Annotated in this window: 18 protein-coding genes; 10 read left to right on the top strand and 8 right to left on the bottom strand. The window is 73.9% G+C overall.

What is annotated here, in order from left to right; genetic code table 11:
* Positions 1-7: 7 nt before the first annotated feature.
* Positions 8-2,161 (top strand): aminodeoxychorismate synthase component I, encoded by a 2,154-nt coding sequence (pabB, locus tag ACGFWJ_RS22790; protein ID WP_392952393.1) that lies wholly within the window; start codon positions 8-10, stop codon positions 2,159-2,161.
* Here pabB and ACGFWJ_RS22785 read toward each other — a convergent pair.
* The 3 genes from ACGFWJ_RS22785 to ACGFWJ_RS22775 all read right to left on the bottom strand — a co-directional run bounded on the left by ACGFWJ_RS22785 (position 2,070) and on the right by ACGFWJ_RS22775 (position 4,128).
* Positions 2,070-3,224: a transaldolase family protein gene (locus ACGFWJ_RS22785; protein ID WP_392952390.1), complete on the bottom strand. Its 1,155-nt coding sequence runs from the start codon at positions 3,222-3,224 to the stop codon at positions 2,070-2,072. The genes pabB and ACGFWJ_RS22785 overlap by 92 nt on opposite strands.
* A 208-nt stretch (positions 3,225-3,432) precedes the next feature.
* Positions 3,433-3,642 (bottom strand): acyl-CoA carboxylase epsilon subunit, encoded by a 210-nt coding sequence (locus ACGFWJ_RS22780; protein ID WP_387638326.1) that lies wholly within the window; start codon positions 3,640-3,642, stop codon positions 3,433-3,435.
* Positions 3,643-3,645: 3 nt separating this feature from the next.
* Positions 3,646-4,128, bottom strand: coding sequence for an ester cyclase (locus tag ACGFWJ_RS22775; protein ID WP_392952387.1), 483 nt, complete (start codon positions 4,126-4,128; stop codon positions 3,646-3,648).
* A 157-nt stretch (positions 4,129-4,285) separates the two neighbouring features.
* Here ACGFWJ_RS22775 and ACGFWJ_RS22770 point away from each other — a divergent pair, with 157 nt between their 5' ends.
* From ACGFWJ_RS22770 to ACGFWJ_RS22740, 7 genes are all read left to right on the top strand, one after another.
* Positions 4,286-5,308 carry a ketoacyl-ACP synthase III family protein gene (locus tag ACGFWJ_RS22770; protein WP_392952384.1) on the top strand — a complete coding sequence of 341 codons (1,023 nt, stop codon included), beginning with the start codon at positions 4,286-4,288 and terminating at the stop codon, positions 5,306-5,308.
* Between the two features lie 118 nt (positions 5,309-5,426).
* On the top strand, positions 5,427-5,909 hold the full coding sequence (locus ACGFWJ_RS22765; protein WP_392952381.1) for a nuclear transport factor 2 family protein: 483 nt from the start codon (positions 5,427-5,429) through the stop codon (positions 5,907-5,909).
* Positions 5,906-6,352 carry a hypothetical protein gene (locus ACGFWJ_RS22760; RefSeq protein ID WP_392952378.1) on the top strand — a complete coding sequence of 149 codons (447 nt, stop codon included), beginning with the start codon at positions 5,906-5,908 and terminating at the stop codon, positions 6,350-6,352. The genes ACGFWJ_RS22765 and ACGFWJ_RS22760 overlap by 4 nt, the downstream gene beginning before the upstream one ends.
* Before the next feature lie 34 nt (positions 6,353-6,386).
* Positions 6,387-7,841 carry an MFS transporter gene (locus ACGFWJ_RS22755; RefSeq protein ID WP_392952375.1) on the top strand — a complete coding sequence of 485 codons (1,455 nt, stop codon included), beginning with the start codon at positions 6,387-6,389 and terminating at the stop codon, positions 7,839-7,841.
* Positions 7,842-8,028: 187 nt separating this feature from the next.
* Complete coding sequence (locus tag ACGFWJ_RS22750) at positions 8,029-9,066, top strand: ketoacyl-ACP synthase III family protein (RefSeq protein WP_387638313.1); 1,038 nt, start codon at positions 8,029-8,031, stop codon at positions 9,064-9,066.
* A gap of 219 nt (positions 9,067-9,285) precedes the next feature.
* Positions 9,286-9,933, top strand: coding sequence for a UbiX family flavin prenyltransferase (locus ACGFWJ_RS22745; RefSeq protein ID WP_392952372.1), 648 nt, complete (start codon positions 9,286-9,288; stop codon positions 9,931-9,933).
* A complete protein-coding gene (locus ACGFWJ_RS22740; protein WP_392952369.1) occupies positions 9,930-11,405 on the top strand; it encodes a UbiD family decarboxylase in 1,476 nt (491 codons plus the stop codon). The genes ACGFWJ_RS22745 and ACGFWJ_RS22740 overlap by 4 nt, the downstream gene beginning before the upstream one ends.
* A 61-nt stretch (positions 11,406-11,466) precedes the next feature.
* Here ACGFWJ_RS22740 and ACGFWJ_RS22735 read toward each other — a convergent pair whose 3' ends face one another.
* Positions 11,467-11,913, bottom strand: a complete 447-nt coding sequence (locus ACGFWJ_RS22735; RefSeq protein WP_392952367.1) for a nuclear transport factor 2 family protein — start codon at positions 11,911-11,913, stop codon at positions 11,467-11,469.
* Positions 11,914-12,041: 128 nt separating this feature from the next.
* On the opposite strand from ACGFWJ_RS22735, the gene fabG reads away from it, so the two are divergent.
* A complete protein-coding gene (gene fabG, locus ACGFWJ_RS22730; protein WP_392952364.1) occupies positions 12,042-12,788 on the top strand; it encodes a 3-oxoacyl-[acyl-carrier-protein] reductase in 747 nt (248 codons plus the stop codon).
* A complete protein-coding gene (locus ACGFWJ_RS22725; protein ID WP_392952361.1) occupies positions 12,785-13,540 on the top strand; it encodes a 4'-phosphopantetheinyl transferase family protein in 756 nt (251 codons plus the stop codon). The genes fabG and ACGFWJ_RS22725 overlap by 4 nt, the downstream gene beginning before the upstream one ends.
* A 212-nt stretch (positions 13,541-13,752) precedes the next feature.
* On the opposite strand, the gene ACGFWJ_RS22720 is transcribed toward ACGFWJ_RS22725, so the two are convergent.
* The 4 genes from ACGFWJ_RS22720 to ACGFWJ_RS22705 all read right to left on the bottom strand — a co-directional run bounded on the left by ACGFWJ_RS22720 (position 13,753) and on the right by ACGFWJ_RS22705 (position 17,138).
* Complete coding sequence (locus tag ACGFWJ_RS22720; RefSeq protein WP_392952359.1) at positions 13,753-14,352, bottom strand: RNA polymerase sigma factor; 600 nt, start codon at positions 14,350-14,352, stop codon at positions 13,753-13,755.
* A 104-nt stretch (positions 14,353-14,456) separates the two neighbouring features.
* Entirely contained in the window at positions 14,457-15,587 is a 1,131-nt protein-coding gene (locus ACGFWJ_RS22715) for a beta-ketoacyl synthase N-terminal-like domain-containing protein (RefSeq protein ID WP_392952357.1), read from the bottom strand.
* Complete coding sequence (locus ACGFWJ_RS22710; protein WP_392952354.1) at positions 15,584-16,870, bottom strand: beta-ketoacyl-[acyl-carrier-protein] synthase family protein; 1,287 nt, start codon at positions 16,868-16,870, stop codon at positions 15,584-15,586. Before ACGFWJ_RS22710 ends, ACGFWJ_RS22715 begins: the two co-directional genes overlap by 4 nt.
* A complete protein-coding gene (locus tag ACGFWJ_RS22705; protein ID WP_387638291.1) occupies positions 16,863-17,138 on the bottom strand; it encodes an acyl carrier protein in 276 nt (91 codons plus the stop codon). Before ACGFWJ_RS22705 ends, ACGFWJ_RS22710 begins: the two co-directional genes overlap by 8 nt.
* Positions 17,139-17,150 lie beyond the last annotated feature (12 nt).

The following is a 17,150-nucleotide window of genomic DNA, read 5'->3' as shown; positions in this document are numbered from 1 at the left end:
GCATCCGATGCGAACGCTGCTGGTCGACAATCACGATTCCTTCACCTACAACCTCTTCCACTACCTCGCCGAGGTCAACGGCGAGGAGCCCGAGGTGGTCCTCAACGACGACCCCGGCTGGCGCCCCGGCCACCTGACGGGCTTCGACCAGGTGGTTCTCTCGCCCGGGCCCGGCGACCCTCGCCGCGCCGCCGACTTCGGCATCTGCCGGGAGATCCTGCTCGGCGGCGACCTGCCCACGCTCGGGGTGTGCCTCGGTCACCAGGGCATGGCGGCGCTGCACGGCGGCCGGGTCTCCCGGGTCGAACCGGTCCACGGGCGGGTGTCCGCGGTGGAGCACGACGGCTCGGAGCTGTTCGCCGGACTGCCCTCGCCGTTCGACGTGGTGCGCTACCACTCGCTGGCGGTGGACCGGCTGGCACCCGGACTGGAGGCCACCGCGTGGACCGCGGACGGCGTGCTGATGGGCCTGCGGCACCGCGAACGGCCCTACTGGGGGCTCCAGTTCCACCCCGAGTCGATCGGCGGCCGGTACGGGCACCGGCTGCTGGAGAACTTCCGCGACCTCACCGAACGGCACCACCGGCAGGCCGGCCGGACGCTCCGGCCGGCGCGCCGCACACAGCCCGCCGAAGCCCCGGCCCCGGGAACGGCAGTGCGCCGGTACACGGTGCTCAGCCGGGCCCTGCCCACCGGCTGGGACGACGAGGTCGCCTACGACCGGCTGTTCCGCGCCGGGGTGAACCCGTTCTGGCTGGACAGCAGCCGGCCCGACGCGGAACTCGGACGGTTCTCGATCATGGGCGACTCCGCCGGGCCGCTCGGCCGGACCGTCACCGCCGACGCCTGGCGGCACACCGTCCGCGTCACCGGCCCGGCCGGTGAGCGGACCACCGACGGCGCCCTGCTCGACTGGCTGGACCGCGACCTGCGCGGAACGAGCACCCAACTGCCCGACCTGCCCTGCGACTTCGCGCTCGGCTGGGTCGGCTGGCTCGGGTACGAACTGAAGGCCGAGTGCGGCGGCGACCGCGCCCACCGATCCGAACTCCCGGACGCCGCACTGGTGTTCGCCACCCGCGCGGCGGTGCTCGACCACGCCACCGGCACCACCCACCTGCTCGCACTCGCCGAAGAAGGCCAACAGGCCGACGCCGCAGCCTGGTTGGACACCGCGGCCGGACAGCTGGCCGACGCGGCGGGAGCCCGGCCGCGCCCGGCCGAACGGCCCGCGGCGCTCGGCCGGATCCGGGCCCGGCACGGCCACCGCCGCTACCTCGACCTGATCGGCGAGTGCCACCGCCAGATCGCCGCCGGCGAGACCTACGAGGTCTGCCTGACCAACATGCTGGAGACCGGCGGCACCCTGGACCCCTGGGAGGGCTACCGCCACCTGCGGCGGGTCAGCCCGGCGCCGTTCGCGGCGCTGCTCCGCTTCGACGGGGTGTCCGTGCTCAGCAGCTCACCCGAACGCTTCCTGCGGATCGACCGGGAGCGGCGCGCCGAGTCCCGGCCGATCAAGGGCACCCGGCCGCGCGGCGCCACCCCGGAGGAGGACCGGACGCTCGTCGAGGACCTGCGGACCAGCGAGAAGGACCGGGCCGAGAACCTGATGATCGTCGACCTGGTCCGCAACGACCTCGGCCGCTGCGCCGAGGTGGGCAGCGTCGAGGCGGACGAGGTGTTCCGGGTGGAGACCTACGCCCGGGCGCACCAGCTGGTCTCCACCGTCCGGGCCACCCTGCGCGCCGACCGCAGCGCGGTGGACTGCGTGCGCGCGGCCTTCCCGCCCGGCTCGATGACCGGCGCGCCCAAGCAGCGCACCATGCAGATCATCGACCGGCTGGAGGCCGGCCCGCGCGGGGTGTACTCCGGCGCGATCGGCTACTTCTCGCTGAACGGCGCGGCCGACCTGAGCGTGGTCATCCGCACCGCCGTGGTCACCGGGGGACGGGTCCGGTACGGCGTCGGCGGGGCGGTCATCGCCCTGTCGGACGCCGAGGCGGAGTGGCAGGAGACGGCGGTCAAGGCCGCGCCGCTGGTCGCGCTGACCGGCGCGGAGTTCCCGCTCACCGACCGTCCCGAGGTGCGCCGGCCTTCCCGCCCAGCCGGGCCTCCATCGCGGCATGCAGCCGCATCCAGGAGTCGACCAGTCCGGTGATGTTCTCCGACTCCAGCCGCCGCACCACCGCCCGGTACGGGATGCCGAGCCGGCCCAGCCGGTCGTGCACGGTCAGGGCCGCCTCGTGCTGGCCCATCAGGGTGTCGCCGCGCAGGCGCAGCGCCCGGGCCGCCTCGTCCAGCAGCGGCCGGGTCATCGCGTGCACGGTGCCCCAGGAGACCAGCCCCTCGACGTACCAGGAGCGGGCGGCGGCGGTGTCGGCGAGTTCGGCGGTGGACCAGAGCAGCCGCTGCGGGCGGGCGCCGTGGGCGCGCAGGGCCCGCCAGCGGGCGCTGCCCAGCTGCTCCTCGTACACCTGGTAGAGCAGCCGGGCGGTGGCGACGGCGCCGGTGCCGCGCAGTTCCAGTGCGGGGCCGGTGCCGATCGCGGTGAGCCGGCGGTCGATCTCCCGGTCCACCGGGCCGACCGGCAGCGACGCCACCGAGGCGATCCGGGACACCGTCCGGCCGGCGCGCAGCGCCCGCTCCAGGCCGCCGAACCAGGCGTCCACCACCTCCCGGTAGCGCTGGACCGAGAACACCCCGGTCGCGTGCACGCCGATGCCGAGGGCCACGCAGTCGCGCAGGGCGGTCAGGCCCTCCGGGGTGGCCGGGATCTTCACCAGCAGGTTGGGCCGGTCCACCGCGCGGACCAGTTCGATCGCCTCGGCGGTGGTGGCGGCGGGATTGTGGGCCATCCGCGGGTCCATGTCGGCGGAGACCAGGCCGTCGTAGCCCTGGGTGGCGCGGAACACCGGCAGCAGTTCGTCGGCGGCCATCCGCAGGTCCTGCACGGAGATCGCCCAGACCGCGCCCTCCACCGACACGCCGTGCTCGGCGAGCCGGGCCAACTGCTGGGCGTAGGACGGTTCGTCGGCCAGCCGGGCGGCCAGCAGGGCGGGATTGGAGGTGGCGCCGCGCAGTCCGGCGGGTTCGGTCAGCCGGGCCGGCCGGTCCGGTCCGAACAGGCCCCGGTGGAATCCGTCCAGCCAGGGTGAGACGCCTTCGGCGACCAGGGGGCGCAGGTCTCCGCGGTGCGTCGGGGCGACCGGGGCTTCCTTCACCTGGATCACTGCTCCTCGGTTCTGCGTCGATCCGAAACCGGCGCCGGGGCACGAGGATAGGCAGTCGATTCGTGCCCGGAAAACTCGTGGTCCGCGTCAATGTCAGGTCGAAGGGTCGTATGGGATCGGTCAATTGGGGCCGGGTCGCCGGAACCCCGCCGTCCGGTCGTGCGGGCTCCATGACGGCGGAGCCCGTACGACCGGTCGGTCACCGCCAGCTGACGGGGTTGCGGTAGGAGACCAGCCGCTCCGGGCGCAGCCAGCGCGCCCGGGGGCGGTGGCTGCCGTGGGCGAAGCGCGGGGCGGCCGGGGGACGGGCGGCCAGGGCGGCCAGGACGGCGGTCAGGACGGCGAGTTCCTCCGGCCCGGGGTTGCCGCGGACGATCCGGAAGGCCGGGTGGTCCGCCGCGGGCGTCACCGCTCAGCCTTTCCGCGGCGTCTCGGCGCCGAGCTGGGCGTACATGTCCAGCAGGTCGTCGGAGAGCCAGTACTCGGCGATCCGGCCCTGCGCGTCGAGGCGCACGATGTCCGCGCCGCGCAGCGTTATCCCGGTGCCGGCGGGTGCGGTGGCGGTGGCCGGGCGGCCGCCGGTCCAGACGCCGCGGTACTCCCAGCGGGCCATCAGGTAATCGCCGCAGGAGAACGGGCCGAGGGTGGTGCGGATCCGGGCGTCCTCCCGGAACGAACCGCGGAACAGCGCGATCCAGTTCACGAAGTCCTCCGGGGTGCGGATGCTCGCGGCGGGCGGCATGCCGACCTCGGGCAGGTGGAGCGTCAGCTCCGGCGCGAGGATCCGCCGGCCGATCTCCCGGTCGCCGTTCCACAGGTCCATCCAGCGCGACCAGAGGACGGCGCGGCTCGCCTCCGCCGGCTCGGAACGCGGGTCGAGTGCCAGGTCAGTCATCAGGGCCTCCCGTTCGGCGTCCGCCGGCCGGGCGGTCGGCGGTCGGTGAGGACAGAGCGGATCCGGGCGGCGGCGGATACAGCGGCGGGCCGTACCCGGCGCGGCCGGGCGGGGCTCTGTCAGGACGAGCCCACGCCGTCCGAGCCGAGGAGACCCGATGCGTTTCACCGAGCTGACCGTCCGCGCCGCGCGGACCTGGCTGCCGCCCCGCCGGAGCGCCGCCGACGCGGTGCTGGCCGGCGAGGTGGACGCCGCCGTCGCCGAGGCCTCCGGGGCGGTCGAAGTACCGGTGTCCGCGGACGCGTCCGGCCCCGAACTCGCCGTTCGGGCCGGTCGATCGGCCCTGGCGGCGGCCGGGCTGCCGGCCGGACGGCTGGACCTGCTGGTGCACGGCTGGATCTACCACCAGGGCCACGACTTCTGGTCCCCCGCGCACTACGTCGCCGACCGGCTGGGCGCCGGGCAGGCCGTCCCGTTCGGCGTCCAGCAGATGTGCCACGCCGGGGCGATGGCCCTGCACACCGCCGCCGGACTGCTGGAGGCCGACCCGGCGCTGAACACCGCACTGGTCACCACCGGGGACCGCTTCACCCGGCCCGGCTTCGACCGCTGGCGCAGCGACTACGACGCGGTCTTCGGGGACGCCGGCACCGCCGTCGTGCTCGGCCGCGGCGGCCCCGGACTGCGGCTGGTCGCCAGCCGGGTGGTCGCCGCCCCCGAACTCGAGTTGATGTACCGCGGCGAGGACGCGTTCTCGCCCGCCCCGCTCACCCACCGCGCCCCGATCGACGCCCGCCGCACCAAGAAGGAGTTCCTCGCCGCCGGCGGCATGGAACTGCTCCGCAAGGCCGCCCCGCCGAAGGTCCGCGAAGCCCTGACCGGCGCACTGGAGGACGCCGGACTCGCCGCCCGCGACCCGCGGATCCGCGCCGTGCTGCTCTCCCGGCTCGGCCCCAAGACCATCGACCTGCTCTACCGGCCGGTGATGACCGAACTGCTCGACGCCGAACTCGTCCACCTCGGCGCGCGCACCGGCCACCTCGGCGGCGGCGACGCCCTCGCCAACCTCGCCGACCTGGACCGGCTGGAGCTGCTGGCACCCGGCGAGTCGGCGCTCTGCTTCGCCGGCGGCGGCGGCTTCACCTGGTCCTGCATGGTCGTCGAACGCCCCGCCCGCTGACCGTCCGGAACTTTCCCCGCGTCAGGTGTATCCGCGGCCCCGGCACCCCGCTCTGTCCTGGTGAGCCCGGGGGAGCAGCACCCCCGGCCACCGGACGGGCGACACAGGAGGACAAGCGATGTCCGTGCTGGACGAGGCGACGACGGGAACCGTTCCGCTGACGCCGCAAGAGGCCGAGCGGATCTGGAACGGCTGGCTGCGCATGTGGAACGAGGACCCGTCCCACGCGCGCACGATCATCGCCCCGACGTACCGGCTCCACCTGCCGACCGTCGGCGCGACCATCGACCCCGCGGACATCACCGACCCGGCCGCCATGGAGAACTGGGTCCGCGGCTTCGCCGGAAAGTTCGGCGAGCTGACGTACCGCACCGACGTCGGCCCGGTGGTCGACGGCGACCTGCTGGTCGTCCGCTGGTACGGCACCGCGATCTGCAAGGGCCTGACCGGCTGGCCCCGCGACGTCGCCGGCCGCCCGATCCGCTGGGTCGGCGTGGACATCCTGCGGGTCGCCGACGGCGTGATCACCGAGGCCTGGACGCAGGGCGCCGAGACCACCGAGGGCGCCGGGCCGGCTGTTCGGGAAAGCAGCGCCGCGTGAGCGCCGACACCCGCGAGAGCGGCATCGAACTGTTCCGGCAGTGGACCGGGATGTGGAACGGCGACCTGACGATCGCCGACCGCATCCTCGCCCCCGCCCTGCGCGTCCGGTTCGGCAACGCGCTGCCCACCGTCGACAGCGACGCCTTCGGCACCCCCGAGGACGTCAAGGGCTTCGTCAAGCTGTTCCGCGACTCCCACACCGACCTGCGCTACTTCGTCGAGGGCACCCCCGTGGTCGAACTGGCCTCCCCGGGCGGCCCCGGCACCCACCAGGTGGTCAGCCGCTGGTACAGCGCCTACCGCGGCCCGGGCGGCAAGCCCGTCGCCAACAGCGGCATCGACCAACTGGCCTTCCGCGACGGCCTGATCACCGAAGTCTGGTCGGTCACCGGAAACCGCACGTTCGCCACCGTCGGCGCTGTCGGCGCCCTCAACGGCTGATCCCGAACCCACGCTCCCGAGAGGATCCACGCTCATGGCCCAGTCGGTGGAGGAACTCCCCACGACAAAGGTGGCGGCGCCCGTCGCGCCGCCCGAAGACCGGTCGGTGGCCCGCCGCCGGATGCTCACCTTCCTGGTGCTGTGCGCCGGGTTCGTGATGACCCAGCTCGACATGATGATCGTCAACGTGGCCTTCCCGGCCCTGGAACACGAGTTCCGCGGCTCCACCGTGGCTGGCCTGTCCTGGACGCTGAACGCCTACACCATCGTCTTCGCCGCCCTGCTGGTGCCGGCCGGACGGCTCTCCGACCGCTCCAGCCGCAAGGGCGGCTTCCTGATCGGCCTCGGCCTGTTCACCGTCGCCTCCACGCTGTGCGCGATCGCCCAGAACGTGCCGGAGCTGGTCGCCGCCCGCGTCCTGCAGGCGGCCGGCGCCGCGGCCATGGTGCCCACCGCGCTCGGCCTGCTGCTGGCCGCCTACCCGGCGGAGAAGCGCGGCGGCGCGATCCGCGCCTGGACCGCCGTCGGCGGCATCGCCGCGGCCATCGCCCCCATCCTCGGCGGCTCGCTGGTGAACCTGGACTGGCGCTGGATCTTCCTGGTGAACCTGCCGTTCGGCATCGCCGCGCTGCTCGTCGGCCGCCGCGTGCTGCCCGCCAACCAGGAGCCCGCCACCGGCCCGGTGCCGGACCTGTTCGGCGCGGTCTTCCTGATCCTCGGCATCGCCTCGCTGGCCCTCGGCCTGGTCAAGGCCCCCGAGTGGGGCTGGGGTTCGGTGAACTTCGTCGGCGCGATCGCCGTCGCGGTGGCGTCCTTCGCCGCCTTCTTCGTCCGCTCCGCCCGCCACGCGCACCCGGTGCTGCCGCTCGGCCTGCTGAAGCTCCGCTCGTTCAGCATCGCCAACGTGCTGGCGCTGACCTTCAACATCGCGTTCGCCGCGATGCTGTTCTCCTTCATGCTGTGGGCCGAGACGGTCTGGGGCTACTCCGCCCTGAAGACCGGCCTGGCGCTGGCCCCCGGCACCTTCCTGATGCCGCCGCTGGCCTTCTCGGTCGGCAAGCTGGTCAAGCGCTTCGGCGTCACCGCGGTGATCACCACCGGCTGCGTGCTGCTGACCGGCGCGCTCGCCTGGTGGGCGGCGCTGGCCGCGGCCGACGCCTCGTACTGGTCGATGCTGCTGCCCGGCGCGGTGCTCGCCCCGGTCGGCACCATCCTGGTGATCACCGCGCTGGTCGGCGTGGTCACCCGGGACCTGCCGGCGCCGTCCTACGCGACCGGATCGGCCGTCAACATGATGGTCCGGCAGATCGGCCTGACCGTCGGTGTGTCGGTGTTCATCGCGGCCTTCGGCACCCCGCACGGCGTCGCCGAGACGGTCAAGGCGTTCCAGCACGGCTGGGTCGTCACCGCGGCGCTCGCCGGGGCCGCGGCCCTGGTCGCCCTGCTGCTGGCCGCCCTGCCCAAGGAGACCGCCGCGGCCAAGGGCTGAACCGACCGCTCCCGCCACCTCCGCAGAGCCGCCGCGCCCCGCCCGGGCGCGGCGGCTCCGGCACGTTCCGGACTCCGTACGAACGGGTCGAACGGGTGGGCGACGGGCTGTATCCGGGCGGCCGGGCGCGGATCTGTACGGGTGTAGAGGGCACCACCGCCACCGCACCCGCAAGGAGTCGCACACCATGAGGTTCACCAACAAGATCGGCATCAAGTCGGCCGCCACCTGGCTCCCGGAGACCGTCGAGACGATCGAGGAGCGGATCGCGGCGGGCCTCTGCGACGCCGAACGCGGCGAGGCCATGGGCATCACCGAGGTGCCCGTCAGCGCCGACCTGGCCGGCCCCGAGATGGCCGTGCTGGCCGGCCGCAAGGCCCTCGCGGCGGCCGACTGGGACCCGGCGAAGATCGGCTTCCTGGCCCACGCCAGAGTGTTCCACCAGGGCCACGAGAAGTGGTCCTACGGCCACTTCGTCGCCAACGGGGTGGGCATATCCGACCGGGCCTTCCCGTTCGGCATCGAGCAGCTGTGCAACGGCGGGGCCGCCGCCCTGCACCTGGCCGCCGCCCACCTGATCGCCGACCCGGACCTCGAGTCCGCCATGACCACCACCGGCGAGCGCTTCTTCGCGCCGGTCTGGGACCGCTGGGCGCAGCACCCCTGCATCGGCTACGGCGACGGCGGCACCGCCGTCCTGCTCGGCCGCGAGGCCCGCCCGGACGACGCGCTGCACCTGCTGGCGCTCACCCACTCCACCGCGCACGAGATGGAGAGCATGGAGCGCGGCGACAACCCGTTCAGCCAGTACCCGATGCAGCACTCCAAGACCTGGCCGACCAACGCGCAGCGCGGCGAGTTCAACGACCGCATGGGCGAGAACCACTTCCCGGACGCCGCCCGGCGGCACACCCAGATCTCCCTCGACCGGGGCCTCGCGGAGGCCGGCCTGGAGCACGACGACCCGCGGATCAAGTACATCACCATCTCCCGGGTCGGCCCCGGGCTCCAGGAGATGATGTACGGCCCGGCGCTCAGCACCGTGAAGGCCCAGCAGATCAACCTGGGCACGAAGACCGGCCACATGGGCGCCGGCGACCTGCCCGCCAACCTGGCCGACCTGATCTCCCAGGACCTGCTGGCCCCGGGCGAGTTCGCCATCATGTGCAGCGCCGGCGGCGGGTTCACCTGGACCACCTCGATCGTCCAGCGCCCGGAGCGCTGAGCCGCCTCCGCCCCGGGGCCGGCCCCCACTCCGGCCCCGCCCCCGCCCCTTCCTCCGCCCCTTCCGGACCCCCACCCGGATCCTGGCCCGGACCCCCACCCGGGCCCCGGAACGGCCGTCCCACCGGCCGCCCGCGCGTCGCCCCGCCCGGTCCTCCCCCCTCGGACCGGGCGGGGGCGGCGCACGTCCTGTTCCACTGCCTTCAGCTGAGGAGAAGTCATGAGTCGGACCCCCGCCCCGGAACGCGTCGTGGTCGGGATCAGCGGCGCCACCGGAGTGGTCTACGGCATCCGGATGCTGCAGGCGCTGCGGGTCCTCGGCGTGGAGAGCCACCTGGTGATGTCCCGGGCGGCCAGACTCACCCTCTCCTACGAGACCGAGCTGACCGTCAAGGAGGTGCAGGCCCTCGCGGACGTCCACTACGGCCCCGAGGACGTCGGCGCGGCCGTCTCCAGCGGCTCCTTCCGCACCGCCGGAATGGTGGTCGCGCCCTGCTCGGTGAAGTCGCTCGCGCAGATCGCCACCGGCTCCTGCGACACCCTGCTGGCCCGGGCCGCCGACGTCACGCTCAAGGAGCGCCGCCGGCTGGTGCTGATGGTCCGGGAGACCCCGCTGACCCTCACCCACCTGCGCAACATGGCCACCGTCACCGAGAACGGCGGCATCATCGCGCCTCCCGTGCCCGCCTTCTACACCCGCCCCGACAGCCTGGACGACGTGGTCGACCAGACCGTCGGACGGGTGCTGGACCTGTTCGGCCTGGACACGTCCGGATTCCCGCGCTGGGGCGAGTTCCCCCGGAACGCCCGGCACCGGACCATCGAGACCGCCTGCCCGGCGGAGTGGGAAGCGAGCGTGACCCGGTGACCCGGAAACACCTGAAGAGCCTGCGCGAGTACCTGGACGCGCTCGCCGAACTCGGCGACCTCCGCGAGGTCGCCGAACCCGTCGACACCGAGCTGGAGATCGGTGCCGTCATCCGGCGCGCCGTCGAACGCAACGACCCGGCACCGCTGTTCACCGCCGTCACCGGACACGCCCCCGGCTTCCGGGTGCTCGGCAACCCCGGCGCGCTCAGCTCCCTGCCCGGCGCCCGCTGGGCCCGCGCCGCGCTCTCCCTCGGCCTGCCCGTCGACAGCCACCCGCTCGAGATCGTCGAGGAGTTGGCCGGCGCCCAGCAGCTCACCCCGATCGCCCCGGTGATCGTCGAGGACGCGCCCTGCCAGCAGAACGTGCTGCTCGGCGAGGACGCCACCCTGGACGCCTTCCCGGTGCCGCTGATCCACGACGGCGACGGCGGACGCTACGTCAACACCTGGGGCGCGATCGTGGTGCGCACCCCCGACGGCACCTGGACCAACTGGTCGATCGCCCGGATCATGAAGGTCGACGGCCGCACCATGGCCGGCATGATCAACCCGCCGCAGGACCTCGGCAAGATCTTCAAGCTCTGGCAGGAGCGCGGCGAACCGATGCCGTACGCGCTGGTCCAGGGCTGCGAGCCGGCCGTCCCGTTCGTCTGCGGCATGGGCCTGCCGTCCGGCGTGGACGAGGCCGGCTACCTCGGCGCCTTCTTCGGCGAGGCGCTGGAGACGGTCCGCTGCAAGACCGTCGACCTGGAGGTCCCGGCCAGTGCGGAGATCGTCATCGAGGGCCACGTGTCCCTCGACGAGACCGTGCCGGAGGGGCCGATGGGCGAATTCCTCGGCTACGTCTCCGGGCAGCCCCGGCAGCGCAACGTCTTCCGGATCAGCGCCATCACCCACCGGGACGACCCGGTCCTGCCGGTGGTCTCGGCCGGCAAGCCCGTCGAGGAGGACCACACCGGCGTCGGACTGACCTACTCCGCCGTCGCCCTGACCAACCTGCGGGAGGCCGGGCTGCCCGTCACCGCCGCCTGGATGGTCCCCGAATCCGCCGTCAACCTGCTCGCCATCACCGTCCCGCGGGACTGGCGCGAACGCTCCGCCGGCGCCTTCACCACCACCCGGATGCTGACCCGCGCCCTCGCCCGGGTCGGCCTCAGGGCCAAGGTCGGGTTCTGGCTCAGCCGGGTCCTGGTGCTCGACGACGACATCGACCCGACCGACCTGCGCGACCTGCTCTGGGGCTTCGCCACCCGCTGCCACCCCGGCCGCGGCGAACTGCGCCTGGAGGACGAGCGGGTGACACCGCTGCACATCTTCTACAGCCAGGAGGAGATCCTGTCCGGCAGCGGACCGAAGACCGCCTACGACTGCCTGCTGCCCTGGGAGCCGGAGAAGCGGCCGCGCTCCACCGCGTTCAAGGACAACTTCACCGAGCCGGTGCGCCGCCGTGCGCTGGAGCTCTGGCCCTGAACCGGGCACCGGCGACGCGCAGGGCCCCACGGAGTCTTCCGTGGGGCCCTGCGCTGTGCGGTCAGGTCCAGGCCGGCACCGGGGCCTCCAGCCGGCTGAACACGCCCAACTGGTCGTCGGACAGCCAGTATCCGTCGAACCGGCCGTCCGGCCCGATCCGCAGCACGTCCGTGCCGCTGTACGCCACCCGCGTGCCGGGCGCGGCCCGCGCGCCCAGCGCCGTGCCGCCGTCCCAGACGCCCTCGCAGCGCCAGCGGGCCACCAGGTAGCGGCGGCCGTCCGGGCCGGAGACGGCGAACGGGCCCAGCTCGGTGCTGAACCGGGCGTCCCGGAAGGCCGAGCGGAAGTCCACGATCCACGCCGCCAGCGCCGCGCCGTCGGTCAGCGTGCCCTCCTCGGGCATCCCGACCCGCGGCAGCCGGGCCTCCAGCCGCTCGCCCACCAGGTCGGCGGCGGCGGCGAAGTCGCCGTTCCACAGGTCGACCCAGCGTTCCCACAGTCGCTCCATCGGTCCCTCCCTCGATTCGTCTCTGTCGAACAGAGCGGCCCGGCAAGCCTGTTGGGACAGGTATCCAGGGGCCGGTCCGGAGGCTCTGTACAGGTGTCGGGACCACAGCGAACAAGGAGAGAAGACCCATGACCGAGTCGGCACCCCGGACCGCGATCGTCACCGGTGGCAGCCGCGGCATAGGCCGGGCCGTCGCACTCCAACTGGCCGCGGAGGGCTACCACATCGCGTTCTGCGGGCGCCGGGAGTCCGCCGAGGCCGAGGAGACCGCCGAACTGATCCGCGCGCAGGGCGTGCAGTGCCTGCCGGCCGCCCTCGACGTCGCCGACTACCAGGCCGTCGACACCTTCGTGAAACGCGCCGAGGAGGAACTCGGGCCGGTCCACGCCCTGATCAACTCGGCCGGCATCGTCAAGGACAACGCCCTGGTGATGATGCCGCTGGCCGACTGGCACGCGGTGATCGACACCAACCTGACCGGCACCTTCAACTTCTGCCGCGCGGTGGGCTTCCACATGCTCAAGCGCCGCACCGGCACGGTCGTCAACATCTCCTCGGTGGCCGGCGTCTACGGCCACGCCACCCAGGCCAACTACGCCGCCTCCAAGGCCGGCGTGCACGGCCTGAGCCGCACCTTCGCCAAGGAGATGGCCCGCTACGGGATCCGGGTCAACGTGGTGGCGCCCGGCTTCATCGAGACCGACATGACCGACGCGCTCTCCGACCGGGCCCGCGCGCAGGCGCTGTCCATCGTCCCGATGAAGCGTTTCGGCAGCGCCCAGGAGGTCGCCGAACTCACCGCCTTCCTGGTCTCCGAACGCGCCGGGTACATCACCGGCCAGGTGTTCCAGGTGGACGGCGGCGTCGCGCTGTGAGACCCGACCCCCGCCCCCAGCCGCAGCAGTGGGACGGCGTCGACGTCTGGTGGATGGCCGTCCCGTCCCGGCCGGACGGGGACGCCGGGCGCCGCACCGAGGCCTGGGCGCTCGACCTGCTCGACCGGCAGCAACTGGCCCGCGCCGCCCGGCTCAAACAGGCCGAACGCCGGCACCGGTTCGTCTCCGCGCACGCCGGACTGCGCGTCCTGCTGGCCCGCTACCTGGACCGCGAACCCGACGCGGTGGCCCTGCACCGCGCCGCCTGCGGCCGCTGCGGCGGCGCGCACGGCAAGCCCTACGCGGATGACGGCACCCTGCACTTCTCGATGTCGCACTCGGCGGACGGCGTGCTGTACGCCTTCGCCCGCCGACCGGTCGGCGTGGACCTGGAGACCGCGCCCGTCCGGCCCGGCACCGAGGAACGGCTGGCCGGCTACCTCCACCCGCTCGAACAGCACGACCTCGCCGCCCTGCCCGCCCACGAACGGGCCGCGGCGTTCCTGCGCTGCTGGGTGCGCAAGGAGGCGTACCTGAAGGGCATCGGCGTGGGCATCGCGCACGGCGTCGACGGCGTCCGGGTCGGGCTCGGCGCCCGGCCCGGCCGGCCCGGCGCCCGCTCCGAGGGCGAGGACGGCTGGCACCTGCTCGACCTGAACGTTCCGACCGGCTTCGTGGCGGCGGTGGCGTTCCCGGGAGCGGCCCCCCGGGTCCGCAGCCGGGTACTGCCACTGCTGCGGGCCCGGGCGTGACCACTGTGCACAACGACCAGGGCCGGTTACGGTGCGGAGGAGATCCGCGCCGTGACCGGCCCGTTCTGGCAGAGGAGGCGGTTTTCCCGTGGACGACGAGATCCTGGCGATCCTGGTGCGCGAGGCGCTGGCGGACGAACCCCCGGCCGCCCTGGTCGACCTGGTGGCCTCCTGGCCCCCGCCGGTCGCCCCGGCCGAGGCGGACTGACGGCTCAGCGGCGTTCCGCCCTGCGGGCGGCCTCCAGCTCCTCGGCGAGGCGGCGCAGCGCCCGGCCGCGCAGCGGGCCGACCGAGCCCCGGGCCACGCCCAGCACCCGGCTGATCTCGTCGTACCCCGGCGCCGGGTCGGCGCTCAGCAGGGTCAGCAGGGCCTGGTCGCGGGCCGGGAGCCGGCGCAGCGCGGTCAGCACCTCGGTGCGGCGTTCGTCGAGGAGCAGCGCGTGGTCCGGCGCTTCGGACTGGTCCGCGGCGGCGGCGCCGCGTTCGAATTCGGTGCTGTCGCCGATCGGCAGGTAGCGGCCGGTCCGGGAGACCTGCTTGAGGCTCTCGCGGCGGGCGCAGGTGGTCAGCCAGTCGGGGAACCGGTGGGGTTCGCGCAGGTTCGCCAGGTGCTGGTACACCCTCAGCCAGGTGAGCTGGTAGACCTCCTCGCAGTCCGCCGAGGACAGGCGGTGCGAACGGGCGATCTTCCAGACCAGCGCGGAGTACCGCTCGACCAGCGCCCGCCAGGCCGGCTGCGCGCCGGCCAGGCAGTCGCGCACGAGCTCGGCCGTACCGAGGTCGGCGGTCACGGTGGGCTGTCCGACGGACATGGGTCTCGCCTCCTGTTCCGGTGAGTTGGGGAGAAGAAGTCATCGGCGGCACCCCGGGGCCGCCGTCGCCTGCCGGGGTGCGGCGGCGGCCCCGGGCCGTACGGTCAGCGCCGCAGCACCAGGCAGCCGACCTGGCCGTCGGGGGACAGCGAGGTGACCAGCGCGACGCTGCCCGCCGGGGCCTGCTCGCGCTCCCAGACCGCGAGCACCGCGGCGATCTGCACCGCGCCGCCGGCGCTGAAGCTCTCGCCCAGCACCCGCTTGGCCCGCAGCACCCGCTCCGGCAGGGCGCCGAGGACGCGGGCCACGGCCCGTTCCTCGATCCGCTCCAGGCCGCTCTGGCCGCTCGCGCCCAGCGAGAGCGCGCCGACCTCGGCCGGGGCGACGCCGCTGCGCTCCAGGGCCGCCCCGACCACCCGGGCGAGGGCCGCCGACAGGCCGCCGGAGGCCACGTCCGTCCCGCCGAAGCCGACCTCGCAGGCCAGTGCCTCGGCCAGCGTCCGGCGGCCGGACTCCCGTGCGGCGTCCGCCGGTTCGAGCAGCAGCAGGGCCGCCGCCTCGCCGACCGCGGCCCCCGGGGCGAGGGCCCCGGAGCGGTGCCAGCCCCAGGCGCTCTGCGCGCAGAACTCCTCGACGCCGCCGACCAGCAGCCGGTCCGCGTGGCCCTGGCGCAGCGCGTTGCGGGCGTACTTGACGGCCTGCAGGCCCGACAGGTGCCCGCCGGCCAGGGTGGCGTTCACCCCGTGCAGGCCGTGCCGGATGGCGACCTGCCCGGCGGCGCAGTTCATCACCGTGTTCGGGAACAGGCCCGGGTTCACCAGGTAGGGCTTCTCCAGTTCGAGCGTCTCCCGCGAGTACTCGCTGGAGCTGCGGATCGAACCGGTGCTGGTGCCGAGCACCACGCCGCTGCGGGCGGTGGTGACCGGGCCGGACTCCGGGGTGCCCGCCGCGGCGACGTCCAGGGCCAGCCGGGTGGCGATCAGCGCCAGCTTGGTGGTGCGGTCGAGCTGGCGGTTGCCCTTCTTGCCGAGCAGTTCGGCGACCGGCAGTGCCGGCGCCACCCGGACCGGCCGCGGCGGCAGCGTCTCGGCGGTCACGTCCGCCGGGTCGCCGCCCGCCACCGGGGCGCCCGCCAGGGCCGCGCCGAGCGCGTCCAGGCCGAGCCCGGCGGGGGTGACCACGCCGGCCGCGGTGATCGCCAGCGGTTCGACGGCGACAGCTGTTGCCGTGGTCATGCGACCCTCCCGAAGACGGTGATGGCGTTGTTGCCGCCGAAGGCGAAGCCGTGGTTCTGGACGATCCGCGGCGAGGCCGGCCGGGCGGTGTTCGGGACGGGGTCGACGCCGGGGCCGAGGGCCGGGTCCACCTGCCGCAGGTTCGCGGTCGGCGGCAGGAAGCCCTCGTGCACCGCCATGCAGCAGATCAGCGCGCCGAAGCCGCTGGCCGCGCCCATGGTGTGGCCGATCATCGACTTCAGGGAGCTGATCGGCGGCAGCCGGTCGCCGAACACCTCGCGGACGGCGGCCACCTCGGTGGAGTCGTTGGTGCGGGTGCCGGTGCCGTGGGCGCAGACGTAGTCGACCTCCTCGGGGGAGACGCCCGCGCTGCGCTGCGCGGCCCGGATGCAGGCGGCGATGCTGGTCGGGTCCGGGTGCACCATGTGCTCGGCGTCGCAGTTGACGCTGTAGCCGAGCATCTCGGCGTAGATCCGGGCGCCGCGGGCCACCGCGTGGTCGTAGCGCTCCAGCAGCAGCGCGACGCCGCCCTCGGCGGTGAGGATGCCGGCCCGGTCCGCGTCGAACGGCCGGGACACCTCCTCGGCGAGCGCGCCGAGCCGGTAGAAACCGGCGTGCGCCCAGCGGTTCACCGAGTCGGCGCCGCCCGCGATCATGTAGTCGGCCTCGCCCGAGGAGACCTGGTCGAAGGCGTAGCCGAGCGCGTAGTTGCTGGCCGAGCAGGCCGTCGCCAGGGTCAACGCCTCGCCGGTCAGGCCGAGTTCGGTGTTGACGGCGGCGGCGATCCGCTGGGCCGGGGCGGCGGCGACGGTGCCCGGGGTGAGCGACTTCAGCTCGCCGGACACCCACTCGCCGACCAGCTGCTCGATCACCGCGGACTCGCCGCTGGTGGTGCCGATCACCGAGCCGGCCCGCGCGGCGGCGAGCTGCTCGGCGGTCAATCCGGCGTCCTCGACCGCCATCCGGGCCGCCGAGGCGGCGAACTGGCCGCTGCGGCCCCAGACTTCGGGGTCGATCCGGCGCAGCCACTGCTTCGGGTCGAAGTCGTGCACCTCACCGGCGTGGACGTGCGGGAAGCCGGTGGTGTCGAAGCTGCGGATCTCCGAGGTGGTGCGGCGTCCGGCCCGGACCGACTCGGTGAAGGCGGTGACGCCCAGGCCGGCGCTGCTGACCGCGCCGAGCCCGGTGACCACGACCCGTTGGTGGTCGGGGCGGTTGCGGGTGGGCTGCGTGCGGGTGGGCTGCTTGCGGATGGGCTGCGTGCGGGTGGTCTGCTCAGGCATCGCCGCCGCCGACCTGGTGACGGGCGACGATCACGTAGACGTTCTCCAGGCTGGTCAGCTCGACCAGGTCGTCCTGCGGGATGGCCACGCCGAGGTCGCGCTCGATCCGGGCGAGGATCTCGATGGCGAGCAGCGAGTCGGCGCCGTGGTCGTCCACGAAGTGGCTGGAGAGGGTCAGTTCCTCGGGCTCCAGCTCCAGGACGTCGAGGACGATCTCGCGGATCAGCTCGGCCTGGGCGTCGGTCAGGGTGGTGGTGGGCGTGCTCATGACGGTGTCCTC

The organism is Kitasatospora sp. NPDC048407 (genome assembly GCF_043200475.1).
Classification (GTDB): Bacteria; Actinomycetota; Actinomycetes; order Streptomycetales; family Streptomycetaceae; genus Kitasatospora.
The sequence above is the reverse complement of the archived record's forward strand: the minus strand, read 5'-3'. Positions and strand labels throughout refer to the sequence as shown.